Raw genomic sequence first — 12,923 nt, 5'->3', positions numbered from 1 at the left:
CCCAATTTGTGGGCGTGGCGATGCGCCTGACACACCGCCTCGCCAACAAGTTGGCTCCTACCGAGAGGTATATCGCTCCAAAAGGCCTGAAACCCCAATAAAACAAGGCCAGAAGTGGCGGGCTGGCACTTTGCTGTCTTTACTCCATGAGCGGCGGATTGGGCCGAACCTTGGGAGAAAACTAATGAGAATAATCCGGACAGCATTACCTCTTATTTTGGTCACCAGTGTGTTAACCGGTTGTGCGGGCCTGCAGAAGACTGACTGGCCGCTCTGTGCGTTGGGCGGCGGCGTGGCGGGTGCGGCGGCGGGTGCATTCCAGAGCGCAGCCGTATCCGCGGGGCTGGGGGGCGCGGTTGGTATTATGGCGGGCGCGTATTGCTGGGTTCATGGGGATGGCGACGATGACGGCGATGGCGTGAAAAACAGCGTCGACAAATGCCCGGATACACCAAAAGGTGTTGCCGTAGATGCGACCGGTTGCCCGTTGGCACCGCCAGCTCCACCCGTGGTGGTTGAAGAGGTAGTGGTCGTCAAGGAGGAGGTCATTGTCATCAATGACGTACTGTTCGAATTCGACTCTGCGCGCCTGACCGCTGCCGATAAATCGAAACTCGATCTCATCTCTACCCGTCTGAAACGCGAAGCACCCAGCGCACAACTGCGTGTCAGCGGCCACACCGACAGTGTCGGCAGCGATACTTACAACCAGAAACTCTCCCAGAAACGTGCCGTTTCGGTGACGGACTACCTGGTCAGCACCGGGATTCCACGCAGTGCATTTGTTTCGGTCGAAGGTGACGGCGAAGCGCGTCCGGTTGCCGATAACTCGACTGCAAGTGGTCGTTCTCTTAACCGCCGTGTCGAGATCCAGATCAACCGTTAACGCAGTGCCTCCAACTGTTGGCCCGGCATGGGTGCCGGGCCAATTCCGATTCAGCCGATCCTCGTGTCAGATTAAATTTCAGTCGTGCGCTGGCATATTTCACCTCGCAGGCGTTTACTGTGCGCGCAGAATTTTCTCGCAACGATAAGCGTTTGCAGACATAACAATTACGGACAGGCTCTGGCAATGAAGGTGTTTTGGGGATTGGGAAAACTGTTGACCGCAGCGTTCTGGCTGGTGGTGTTGTTCAACCTGATGGTTGTGCTGCCGACTCCGTTTGCTCTTCTGATCAAGCTTGCGGGCTGCCTGCTGGCACTGATTCACGTCGCTGAGCTGTTGCTGTTCAACGGCAGCTTGCGCGGGCGTCCACGTCCCTGGCGCGACCGGCTGCGTATTCTTCTGTTCGGCATCTTCCACGTTCAGTCTCTCCCGAAAAAAGCCCAGGAGGCCGCTCATGCGTAAGCTTTGTCTGCTGGCTGCCTTTTGCAGCCCTTTGGCCATGGCCCAGACCATCAATGTCGAATCGCACTCGCTGATGCGTCTGCCGAGCCAGACCAGCGTGCTGCAGCTCGAGCGCCTGGAAGTTGCGGATTACGGCACGTTGCTGATCCCGTCCGGGCTGACTGAAGTGAAAGTCGATCAACTGGTGCTGGGCCACGAAGCGCGCATCGCCATCGTACCCAGCAGTCAGGCACTCAATCTGGTGGTCCGCCAGGGTGAGCTGGGCACGGGTAGCCAGATCACTGCTCGCGGTGCCCCGGGCACTTACGAAAAGCCGCCATTGCCAGGCCGCAACCTGAACCTGCGCGTCGAGCATTTGCAGGGTGAAGAACTGTTCGTCGATGCCCGGGGCGGTGCCGGTTCGCCGGGATATGTCGGCCTGGATGGCGCAAACGGTGTAGCGCCGGGTTGCGCCTGGGGGAGCGCTGGGCGTGGTCACAACGGTGATAACGGCGGCAATGGTCACGACGGCGCCGCCGGTGCGCAGGTACGCCTTGAGCTGCCACGGGACTTCCCGGTTGAGCGCATCAAGGTTGATGTTCAGGGCGGTGCAGGGGGTTTGGCGGGTGCAGGTGGCAAACCGGGTAAAGGTGGCGCGTCCAAAGGTTGCTTCGTGTATCGGGCGGATGGCGGCAAGGCCGGACGCGCCGGTGAAGCGGGGCAGCCGGGTGCAGCAGGGCCTGCCGGGGCGTTGACGTTGCAGCGGTTGTAAGCATGCTGCACGGCTGATTGATTTGCGGGAACCGCCTCGCGAACAAGTTCGCTCCTACCGGTTAACACCGTCTCAGGTAGGAGGCAACTTGTTGGCGAGAGCGACTGACGCGGTGCTTCGGGCCTGCCGCCTCGCGAACAGGTTCGCTCCTACCGAATAGGGCCGTGTCATGCGGTTCAGGTAGGAGGCAACTTGTTGGCGAGAGCGACTGACGCGGTGCTTCAGGCCTGCCGCCTCGCGAACAGGTTCGCTCCTACCGAATAGGGCCGTGTCATGCGGTTCAGGTAGGAGGCAACTTGTTGGCGAGAGCGGCTGGCGCGGTGCTTCATGCCTGCCGCCTCGCGAACAGGTTCGCTTCTACCGAATAGGGCCGTGTCATGCGGTTCAGGTAGGAGGCAACTTGTTGGCGAGAGCGACTGACGCGGTGCTTCAGGCGTGCCGCCTCGCGAACAGGTTCGCTCCTACCGAATAGGGCCGTGTCATGCGGTTCAGGTAGGAGGCAACTTGTTGGCGAGAGTGACTGACGCGGTGCTTCAGACCTGCCGCCTCGCGGACAGGTTCGCTCCTACCGAATAGGGCCGTGTCATGCGGTTCAGATAGAAGTCACGTTAGAAATGGGGTCTGGCCGCGGCGATAGCGACCACCGCTAACCCGACCAGCAGGTTGATCCCCACCAACCGGCGAATCCGGCCCAGCGCCGCCGCGCCTTCAGCCCCCTGCTCGGCCTCAACCGCACGACGCAGTTCAGGCAGTTGCAGTGATTGAATGCGGATGAACAGCGCGGTCATCACCACGTATAACCCCATCATTACCTGAACATAACGCGGCGCCGTCTCGAAGCTGACGAACTGCAGCTGGATCATGCCGACTCCGGTAATGGGCAAGACCACCACGACTGCCCAGACCCAGACAAAAAATCGCGGAAACACTTCCAGCCACAATTTCAGGCGAGCCGGACCCTGTAATGCGCTGACGACCGCTGGTCGCAGGACCATCCAGGCGAAAAACATGCCGCCAACCCAGACCAGTGCGGCCAAAACATGCAGGGTGTAGACGAGGGAAAAGGGTGTCATCAGGTACTCCGTTCTGCGCGGATGGAATTTGCGGGGTATGATAGCCGCCTGCTGGAACTACTGAAGATATATCCAGCGTTTTGCGCTTTAATTTTTACCGATGCCTGTAGCGCCCGAGCCAACAAAACCCATGATCAGCAACGAACTCAAATCCCAGATTCAGGGCGCCTACTCGCGTTTCCTCGAAGCCAAGAGCCTCAAGCCTCGCTATGGCCAGCGTTTGATGATCGCCGAGGTTGCCAAAGTACTGGGTGATATCGATACCGATGAAGAAGGCCGGCGCACCAGCGACCCCGCCGTAGTGGCGGTGGAAGCGGGCACCGGTACGGGCAAGACCGTCGCGTATGCCATCGCGGCAATCCCCACCGCCAAGCTGGCGGGCAAGCGTCTGGTGATCGCCACCGCAACCGTCGCCCTGCAGGAACAGATTGTCCACAAGGACCTGCCCGACCTCATGCGTAACAGCGGCTTGAACTTCACGTTCTCGCTGGCCAAGGGGCGTGGCCGCTATATGTGTCTGTCCAAGCTCGACATGTTGCTGCAGGAAGGCGATGCCACCAATGCCACTGCGCAGCTTTTCGAGGAAGAAGGCTTCAAGATCGAGGTCGATGAGGCCAGTCAGAAGCTGTTCACCAGCATGATCGAAAAGCTTGCCGGCAATAAGTGGGACGGCGACCGGGACAGCTGGCCGCAGGCGCTGGAAGATCAGGATTGGGCGCGACTGACCACTGACCACAGTCAGTGTACAAACCGCCATTGTCCGAACTTTCAACAATGCGCCTTCTATAAAGCCCGTGAAGGCATGGGAAAAGTCGACGTGATCGTGACGAACCACGACATGGTGCTGGCAGATCTGGCCTTGGGGGGCGGTGCGGTATTGCCCGATCCGCGTGACACTTTGTACGTGTTCGACGAAGGACATCACCTCCCTGACAAAGCGATTGGCCATTTCGCACATTACACGCGGCTTCGTTCTACAGCGGACTGGCTGGAACAGACTGCCAAGAACCTCGCCAAGCTGCTGGCGCAACATCCGCTGCCGGGCGATCTGGGCAAGTTGATCGAGCAAGTGCCGGAGCTGGCCCGGGAGATCAAGGCGCAGCAGCAATTCATGTTCAGCGCTTGCGAACAACTGGCTGACTTCCGGGCCGGTGAGGACATGCAAGGGCGCGAGCGCCCACGTCATCGTTTCATCGGTGGCGTGGTGCCGGAACACATTCGCGAAATGGGCATTGAGTTGAAGAAAGGCTTCGCCCGCCTTGATGACCTGTTCACCCGTCTGGCTGACCTGCTCAAGGAAGGCATGGATGGTGAAGTGAATATCGGCATCGCCAGCCATCAGGCCGAAGAATGGTATCCGCTATTTGGCAGCCTGCTGGCTCGTGCCCATGGCAACTGGGAATTATGGACGGCCTTCACCGCTGAAGACCCGGAAGCCAGCCCGCCCATGGCGCGCTGGCTGACCCTGGCCGACAGCGGTGCGTTGTTCGATATTGAGGTCAACGCCAGCCCGATCCTGGCGGCGGAGATGCTGCGCCGCAATCTGTGGAACGTCGCTTATGGCGCGTTGGTGACCTCCGCGACGCTGACAGCACTGGGCAAGTTCGACCGCTTCCGCATGCGTGCCGGTCTGCCCAAGGTCGCTGTGACGGCGGCCGTGCCCAGTCCGTTTCATCACGCTGATGCCGGTGTGTTGCGCGTGCCTGATCTGAAAGCCGACCCGCGTGACTCTGTGGCGCATACCGCTGCGATCATTCGCGAGTTGCCGGGTCTGGTAGAAGGCTCACGCGGCACTCTGGTGCTGTTCTCCTCGCGTAAACAGATGCAGGACGTTTTTGATGGCCTGGAGCGTGACTGGCGCAAGCAGGTGTTCATTCAAGGCAACCTGTCCAAGCAGGAAACGCTTAACAAACACAAGGCGCGAGTCGATGGCGGTGACTCCAGTGTGCTGTTCGGGCTGGCGAGCTTCGCCGAAGGCGTCGATTTGCCCGGCGCGTATTGCGAGCACGTGGTGATTGCCAAGATTCCCTTTGCCGTGCCGGACGATCCTGTCGAGGCGGCTCTGGCCGAGTGGATCGAGGCTCGGGGTGGCAATCCGTTCATGGAAATCGCCGTGCCGGATGCTTCATTACGGCTGGTGCAGGCATGCGGTCGTTTGCTGCGTACCGAGGAAGACCGCGGAACCATCACGCTGCTGGATCGGCGGGTGGTGACACAGCGTTACGGCAAGGCGATCCTGAATGCGCTGCCGCCGTTTCGGCGGGAGATCTCTTGACTGCTACTCTCGGTCACGATGTGGGACCGGCTTTAGCCGGGAAGACGGTATTTCTGACGATGAAAATATATCGAATGTACGAGCCTCTTCCCGGCTAAAGCCGGTCCCACGACGTCACATGCAGTAACCAGCACGTGCTGATCCAGCTGTTCACAAACCCCTCAATCGCTGAAACAATGCACGCCGTTTTTTATCAGCCAATCCGGGAGCCAGCGGGTGCAGATTCAGGGTCATTTCGAGCTTAAGTTCGAGGCAGTGCGTGAGGCGTTTGCGGCGCTCTTCGAGGATACCCAGGAGCGTGGCGCAGCGCTGTGCATTCAAATTGGCGGTGAAACCGTCATTGACCTCTGGGCTGGTACGGCCGACAAGGACGGTGCCGAAGCCTGGCACACCGATACTATCGCGAACCTGTTTTCCTGCACCAAACCCTTCGCCGCGGTTACTGCTCTGCAACTGGTCGATGAAGGCAAACTGAAGCTCGATGAGCCCGTCGCCCGCCTGTGGCCTGAATTTGCAGAGGCAGGCAAGGCCGCAATTACCCTGCGCCAATTGCTGTGTCATCAAGCCGGTCTTCCTGCTCTGCGCCAAATGCTCCCCGCTGAAGCACTTTATGACTGGACAGCGATGACCGAAGCGCTCGCCGCAGAAGAACCCTGGTGGACGCCCGGTCAAGGCCATGGCTATGCCGCGATCACTTATGGCTGGCTGGTAGGCGAAATACTGCGTCGTGCTGACGGGCGCGGGCCGGGAGAGGCCATCGCAGCGCGTATTGCTCGCCCGCTGGGGCTGGATTTCCACGTCGGCCTGCCTGATGAAGAGTTTCATCGCGTTGCACACATCGCTCGCAGCAAAGGTAACGCTGGTGATGAGTCTGCCCAGCGCCTGCTGCAAACCACTATGCGCGAGCCAGACTCGATGACGGCCCGGGCGTTTACCAACCCGCCGTCGATCATGACCAGCACCAACAAGCCCGAGTGGCGGCGCATGCAGCAGCCAGCCGCCAATGGTCACGGTAACGCCCGCAGTCTGGCCGGTTTCTACAACGGTCTGCTGGATGGCAGCTTGCTGGAATCGGAGCTGCTCAACGAGCTGACTCGCGAACACAGCACCGGCCAGGACAAAACGTTGTTGACCCAGACCCGCTTTGGTCTGGGCTGCATGCTTGATCAACCCAATGTGCCAAACGCCACCTACGGTCTGGGCCCGAAAGCGTTCGGTCACCCCGGTGCTGGCGGGTCGATCGGCTTTGCTGATCCTGATCGGGACGTCGCATTCGGCTTCGTGACCAACACTCTCGGGCCCTACGTATTGATGGATCCGCGGGCACAGAAACTGGTGCGAGTGCTAGGTGAGTGTTTGCGCTAAGTTGTCGTCATAAGTGCTTGTTTAATACCGACTGTCAGTTAATACCCCCGAACAGGAACCGTGCGACGGTTTCCTTTTCCAACTGCCCGTTTATGCGTGTTATATGGGCACTGCCAAGTTCATTGTCTGTTTACTACTTTTTGTGGGTCGTCCATGTCATCCAATAAAAGCCTCGTAATCGCCCTTTGCCTCGCCGTAACCGGCTGTGCGCAAACGCCAAAAAATGATTCCGCTGACACTGGCAATAGCTGGTGGTCGTTCGGCTCCGATAAAGTCGCCGACGCAGCACCCGTCAAATCCCCGGAAGCGGCGCCGGCCGCAGCACCAGCCGCTGCCCCGGCTACTGCGTCCAAACCTGCTGCTCCAGTCGCCAAAGCCGAGAGCGGTACTCATTGGTATTGGCCGTTTGCGTCCAGCGACAGTGCCGAACCAAAAGCTGATGTGGCTGCAGCGCCCGCCGCCAAACCCGCTGACAAAAGCGTGCCGCCGCTGATTGCCAAGAATGAAACCGATAGCAAGTGGTGGTGGCCGTTCGGTAGCAGCGACAAGAAGGAAGAGGCCAAGGCCGTGCCCAAGGTCGATCCTAAAGTGACTCAGGCCTGGCTGGATGACTACGAGCCACGCCTGCGTCTGGCCATCAAGGACAGCCCGTTCGAACTTGAGCGTCGTGAAGATGTTCTGGTGATCACCGCTCCGGTAGACAGCTCGTTCAACCCTGATCGTCCGGCCATGTTGCTGCCCGTGACACTGGGTCCGATCACGCGTCTGGCCAAACTGGTTGAAGCCGATCCGAAAACCGCTGTACTGGTATTGGGTCACGCAGACACCACTGGGGCAGCCCCTGCGAATCAGAAAATCAGCCAGGAGCGTGCCCAGTCGGTTGCTGCTATTTTCCGCCTCAGTGGTCTGGAGCGTAATCGCCTCAGCCTGCGTGGCATGGGTGCCGTCATGCCCCGTGCAGCCAATGACAGCGCTGAAGGTCGCAAGCTGAACCGCCGCGTGGAAATCGTCATGACGCCGGAAAACACCATGCTCGCGCTGATGAGCAAATACGCCTTGCCGCCAACGGCGACCATGGTTGCTGCTCAGGACGTCAAACCAGCGCCAGCCGTTGCTCCTGCGCCAGCCAAAGCCGCACCGGCCAAGAAGGCTGCAGCGAGCAAGCCGGCTGCCAAGAAGGCCGCTCCGGCGAAAAAGGCGACGCCCGCCAAGGCTGCTCCTGCCAAGGCCGCAGTGAAGAAGAAACCTGCGGCTACCGATCAGGCCAGCAACTAATCCACTCGCAGGCTCGCGCCCGGTTGCGCGAGTCTGCGAGGGTGCTTTTCAATCAAGGAAAGACGTCATGACCCAGTCTCTGGCCGACATGCGCCGTGACTACGCCCGCGATGGTTTGACCGAAGCGCAGGCACCCGAAGAGCCGTTCGCGCTCTTTCATCAATGGTTTGCCGAGGCGGTTAAAACCGAGCAGGTACCCGTCGAGGCCAATGCGATGACGCTGGCGACGGTTGACGATCAAGGCCGTCCGCACTGTCGCATCCTGCTGCTCAAGGGTCTGGATGCGGAAGGCTTTACGTTCTTCACCAACTACGACAGCGCCAAGGGGCAGCAACTGGCGGCGCGTCCATTCGCGGCGATGACGTTCTTCTGGCCGACGCTTGAGCGTCAGGTGCGCATTGAAGGGCGAGTGGTCAAAGTCACTCCTGAAGAGTCCGATGCTTATTTTCAGGTGCGTCCTTTGGGTAGCCGCCTTGGGGCCTGGGCTTCACCTCAAAGCCGGGTGATTGCTGATCGCGCCGAACTTGAAGGCATGATCAAAGCCACTGAGCAACGCTTCATGGACACCCAGCCGCATTGCCCGGATCACTGGGGTGGTTACCGTCTGCTGCCGGAGCGCATCGAGTTCTGGCAAGGCCGCCCTAGTCGTCTGCATGACCGCCTGAATTATCGTCTGGTGGACACCCAGTGGACGCGCGAACGCCTCGCTCCCTAGCTCATCGGTTTGTTTGAATTATTCGGCTGCCAACTCGTCCTAGAGTTAAGGCAGCCGGTGCTGTATACCGCCTGAATGAAAATAAATTAACGAGGAGCGGCACGTGACAGCGCTGATAGCGCGGAGTCTAATGGCTGCATGTTCCTCTGGAGATACCCTTATGCGTAAGTCTGTTCTGCTGGTTGCCACGTTCACTGCTTTGGCCATGACCCTCACTGGCTGTATGTCGAACCTGACTGGCGACTCCTATTCCCGTGACGAAGCGCGGACAGTGCAGACCGTTCGCCTGGGCACCATCGAATCCCTGCGTCCGGTCAAGATCGAAGGCAGCAAGACGCCAATCGGCGCCGGTGCTGGCGCAGTCGTCGGCGGCGTCGGCGGCAGTGCCATCGGCGGTGGTCGTGGCAGCATCGTCATGGCTGTTATCGGTGCGGTAGCGGGTGGCTTGCTGGGTTCGGCCACTGAAGAAGGTTTGACCCGCACACAAGGCGTTGAAATCACCGTGCGTGAAGACGACGGCACTATGCGTGCTTACGTGCAGCAAGTTCAGGAAAACGAGATTTTCCGGGTTGGCGAGCGCGTTCGCATCATGACCGTCAATGGCACCAGCCGTGTCGCCCATTGAGTGATTGCACAGCGTTTGTAGCGCCTTGAAACATAAAAACCCGATCCTGGTGATCGGGTTTTTTGTGGGTGATCGTTGATGCTTGGTGTCACCCTGTTTCCTGGGGCACGCAGCAAATACTTTCCCTGTAGGAGCTGCCGAAGGCTGCGATGATTTCATCCTGACATACCGCTATCGCAGCCTTCGCCAGCTCCTGCAGAGGATTCATTTCACTCAATTCAACGGATTGGATTTTTCCGACTGCTAACCGCCATCACTGCGTAGCCAATAAATGCCGCGAGTATCGAACCGGTCAGAATCCCCATGCGATCCACGCCAGCGTATTCGCTGCTGCCTGGCACATACGCCAGCGAGCCAACAAACAGGCTCATGGTGAAACCAATCCCGCACAGAATCGAGACAGCCAGCACCTGACCCCAGTTGGCACCGCCGGGGAGCTTGGCGATACCGATCCTGATCGCAAGCCAGGTGAGGCCAAACACGCCAACGGTCTTGCCCAGCAGCAAGCCAGCCGCGATGCCCATTGGTACGTGATGGGTGAAGCTTTCCAGTGTCACGCCACTCAGGGGCACGCCCGCGTTGGCAAAGGCGAACAGCGGCAGAATGCCGTAAGCCACCCAGGGATGCAGCGCGTGCTCCAGAGAGAGTAACGGCGATGCGTCAGGGTCGGCGGTGCGCAATGGAATGCAGAACGCGAGCACCACACCGGCGAGAGTCGCATGCACGCCACTTTTGAGTACGCAGACCCAAAGCAGCAGGCCGATCAGCAGATAAGGCCCCAGTTTGCGTACGCCCAACCGATTCATCGCGATCAACGCGGCGATTGAGCAACCGGCCAACATCAGTGACAGGTTCGACAGTTCGCCTGAATAGAACAATGCGATAACGATGATCGCGCCCAGGTCGTCAATGATCGCCAGCGTCATCAGAAACAGCTTGAGCGACACCGGGACTCGCTTGCCCAGTAACGCCAGCACGCCCAGTGCAAAGGCGATATCGGTGGCCATGGGAATCGCCCAGCCATTCATCGCCGCCGTATCGCCTTTGTTCAGCGCCCAGAACACCAGCGCCGGAATCACCATACCGCCGATAGCCGCCGTACCCGGAAGAATGATCTGCGAGGGGCGTGAAAGATGGCCTCCCAGAACTTCCCGTTTGACCTCAAGGCCAATGAGCAGAAAGAACAGCGCCATCATCCCGTCGTTGATCCAAAGTAATAGCGGCTTGGCGATTTTGACCGCGCCGATCTGGGCCACAACGGGGGTGTCGAGGAATGCGTTGTACATCCACGACAGCGACGAATTATTGATGATCAACGCCAAGGCAGCGGCGGCGATCAGTAACAGACCTCCTGCCGCTTCGAGCTGGAAAAAACGAGTGACAGTAATACGCAGAGGCAAGGTTTGCGCTCCAATCCAACAAAAAGGAGCGACACCCTAACCCGGACTTCCCGCCGTTAAAACAAAAGTTATATTCGTTTTTGTTCTAAGCGGAACGGCCGATTTAGAGTGTTTCCGAGTCTGTCAGTTAGTGCGTTTTTGGTGGTGGGAAGATACTTTTTGTGGTGTAGGAATCTTCCGAAATTGCACCTGGATCAGGCTTCGATACCCAACATGCTTCTTGCCAATGCCTCTGCGATCCGAATGCCATCAACCCCGGCTGACAAGATGCCACCGGCGTAACCTGCACCTTCACCGGCCGGAAACAGGCCTTTGACGTTCAGACTTTGCATGCTTTCGTTACGGGTGATTCGCAATGGCGCAGACGTGCGGGTTTCGATCCCGGTCAGTACGGCGTCATGCAGGGCGAAACCTTTGATCTGCTTGTCGAACGCTGGCAGTGCTTCACGGATGGCTTCGATGGCATAAGCGGGAAGCGCATCCGCCAGATCCACCAACTTGACCCCTGGCTTGTATGACGGTTCTACACTGCCGAGTGCTTGCGATGTTTTGCCTGCGATGAAATCACCGACCAATTGCGCAGGTGCCTCATAATTACTGCCGCCCAACACATAGGCGTGGGATTCGAGACGCTCTTGCAGTTCGATACCTGCCAATGGGCTGCCCGGATAATCTTCGGGGGTAATACCGACCACGATGCCTGAGTTGGCATTGCGTTCGTTACGCGAGTACTGGCTCATACCGTTGGTGACAACACGGTTGGGTTCCGACGTCGCGGCCACCACCGTACCGCCCGGGCACATGCAGAAGCTGTAAACCGAACGACCGTTTTTAGCGTGATGCACAAGCTTGTAATCGGCCGCCCCCAGTTTTGGATGCCCGGCGTACTTGCCCAGGCGAGCGCGGTCTATCAGCGATTGTGGATGTTCAATGCGGAACCCCACAGAGAACGGCTTGGCTTCCATGTAAACGCCACGGCCGTGGAGCATGCGGAACGTGTCACGGGCACTGTGTCCCAGGGCCATGATCACGTGGCGCGACTCGATTCGCTCGCCACCTTCCACGACAACGCCTTGTAGTTGGCCGTTGTCGATCAGTACGTCCGTCACGCGCTGTTCGAAGCGCACTTCACCGCCCAGCGCTTCGATCTGGTGACGCATGTTTTCCACGACACCGGTCAGTCGGAACGTACCGATATGTGGCTTGCTGACGTAGAGAATTTCTTCAGGTGCGCCAGCTTTTACGAACTCGTGCAGGACCTTGCGACCGTGAAATTTCGGGTCCTTGATCTGGCTGTAGAGCTTGCCGTCGGAGAATGTCCCGGCGCCGCCTTCGCCAAACTGCACGTTGGACTCAGGGTTCAGCACGTTCTTGCGCCACAGACCCCAGGTGTCTTTGGTGCGCTGGCGGACTTCTTTGCCGCGCTCAAGGATGATCGGCTTGAAGCCCATCTGTGCAAGCAGCAGGCCCGCGAATATGCCACAGGGGCCGAAGCCGACAACTACCGGCCGTTCGGTCAGGCCTTCTGGCGCATGGCCTACGACTTTATAGCTGACGTCTGGCGCGGGGTTGAGATGACGATCGTCGGCCAGACGCAACAGCAGGGCGGCTTCATTACGCACTTCGAAATCGATGGTGTAGATGAAGCACAGCTCGGAAGATTTTTTGCGCGCGTCGTAGCTGCGTTTGAACAGGGTGAAGTCCAGCAGTTCATCGCTGGCGATGCCCAAGCGCTGCAGGAGAGCGGGACGCAGGTCTTCGTCCGGGTGGTCGATCGGCAGCTTGAGTTCGGTGATTCGTAACATGAAAAGATCCAGTTTCCGGGCCGCAGGATCAGCCCGACAGCGCTACAAGAACCGGGGATTATAAGACACATTGAGGGGAGGCGGGGTTGTCTTAAGTTCGTAGCGAACCTATTGTGAACCAGCATCGGTACCTACACATCTTCATATCGTGATTCTTGCGTACATATCCGTTACCGCGGTCATTGCTGCTATTGGTTGCGCTTTTACAGCGCCTCACTTTTGAGAAGCGCAAAAGTAAGCAAAACGCTCTTGCCCCACCACTGGGTGCCTCGCTGTCGCTCGGCATACCCG

Annotated in this window: 11 protein-coding genes; 8 read left to right on the top strand and 3 right to left on the bottom strand. The window is 58.8% G+C overall.

Annotated elements, in window-relative coordinates:
- Positions 1–184: 184 nt before the first annotated feature.
- From H8S59_RS22145 to H8S59_RS22135, 3 genes are all read left to right on the top strand, one after another.
- A complete protein-coding gene (locus H8S59_RS22145) occupies positions 185–886 on the top strand; it encodes a PA1041 family peptidoglycan-binding anchor lipoprotein (protein WP_095101238.1) in 702 nt (233 codons plus the stop codon).
- Positions 887–1,072: 186 nt separating this feature from the next.
- Positions 1,073–1,348, top strand: coding sequence for a DUF1145 domain-containing protein (locus tag H8S59_RS22140; RefSeq protein ID WP_095101236.1), 276 nt, complete (start codon positions 1,073–1,075; stop codon positions 1,346–1,348).
- On the top strand, positions 1,341–2,099 hold the full coding sequence (locus H8S59_RS22135; protein ID WP_095101234.1) for a hypothetical protein: 759 nt from the start codon (positions 1,341–1,343) through the stop codon (positions 2,097–2,099). Before H8S59_RS22140 ends, H8S59_RS22135 begins: the two co-directional genes overlap by 8 nt.
- A gap of 608 nt (positions 2,100–2,707) precedes the next feature.
- Here H8S59_RS22135 and H8S59_RS22130 read toward each other — a convergent pair.
- Positions 2,708–3,172 (bottom strand): CopD family protein, encoded by a 465-nt coding sequence (locus tag H8S59_RS22130; RefSeq protein WP_187522811.1) that lies wholly within the window; start codon positions 3,170–3,172, stop codon positions 2,708–2,710.
- 130 nt (positions 3,173–3,302) lie between these two features.
- Here H8S59_RS22130 and dinG point away from each other — a divergent pair, with 130 nt between their 5' ends.
- The 5 genes from dinG (at position 3,303) to H8S59_RS22105 (ending at position 9,427) form a co-directional block, all read left to right on the top strand.
- Positions 3,303–5,447, top strand: coding sequence for an ATP-dependent DNA helicase DinG (gene dinG / locus H8S59_RS22125; protein ID WP_187522810.1), 2,145 nt, complete (start codon positions 3,303–3,305; stop codon positions 5,445–5,447).
- 216 nt (positions 5,448–5,663) lie between these two features.
- Complete coding sequence (locus H8S59_RS22120; protein WP_187522809.1) at positions 5,664–6,812, top strand: serine hydrolase; 1,149 nt, start codon at positions 5,664–5,666, stop codon at positions 6,810–6,812.
- Between the two features lie 153 nt (positions 6,813–6,965).
- On the top strand, positions 6,966–8,087 hold the full coding sequence (locus tag H8S59_RS22115) for an OmpA family protein (protein WP_187522808.1): 1,122 nt from the start codon (positions 6,966–6,968) through the stop codon (positions 8,085–8,087).
- A gap of 67 nt (positions 8,088–8,154) precedes the next feature.
- Complete coding sequence (gene pdxH, locus H8S59_RS22110; protein ID WP_187522807.1) at positions 8,155–8,802, top strand: pyridoxamine 5'-phosphate oxidase; 648 nt, start codon at positions 8,155–8,157, stop codon at positions 8,800–8,802.
- Between the two features lie 160 nt (positions 8,803–8,962).
- Positions 8,963–9,427 carry an outer membrane lipoprotein gene (locus tag H8S59_RS22105; RefSeq protein ID WP_095101224.1) on the top strand — a complete coding sequence of 155 codons (465 nt, stop codon included), beginning with the start codon at positions 8,963–8,965 and terminating at the stop codon, positions 9,425–9,427.
- Positions 9,428–9,645: 218 nt separating this feature from the next.
- Here H8S59_RS22105 and nhaA read toward each other — a convergent pair whose 3' ends face one another.
- On the bottom strand, positions 9,646–10,827 hold the full coding sequence (gene nhaA, locus H8S59_RS22100; RefSeq protein ID WP_187522806.1) for a Na+/H+ antiporter NhaA: 1,182 nt from the start codon (positions 10,825–10,827) through the stop codon (positions 9,646–9,648).
- 194 nt (positions 10,828–11,021) lie between these two features.
- Entirely contained in the window at positions 11,022–12,632 is a 1,611-nt protein-coding gene (locus tag H8S59_RS22095; RefSeq protein ID WP_187522805.1) for an NAD(P)/FAD-dependent oxidoreductase, read from the bottom strand.
- Positions 12,633–12,923: the final 291 nt, after the last annotated feature.

The sequence above is a fragment of the Pseudomonas folii genome (genome assembly GCF_014357575.1).
In the GTDB taxonomy this organism is placed as follows: Bacteria; Pseudomonadota; Gammaproteobacteria; order Pseudomonadales; family Pseudomonadaceae; genus Aquipseudomonas; species Aquipseudomonas folii.
The sequence above is the reverse complement of the archived record's forward strand: the minus strand, read 5'-3'. Positions and strand labels throughout refer to the sequence as shown.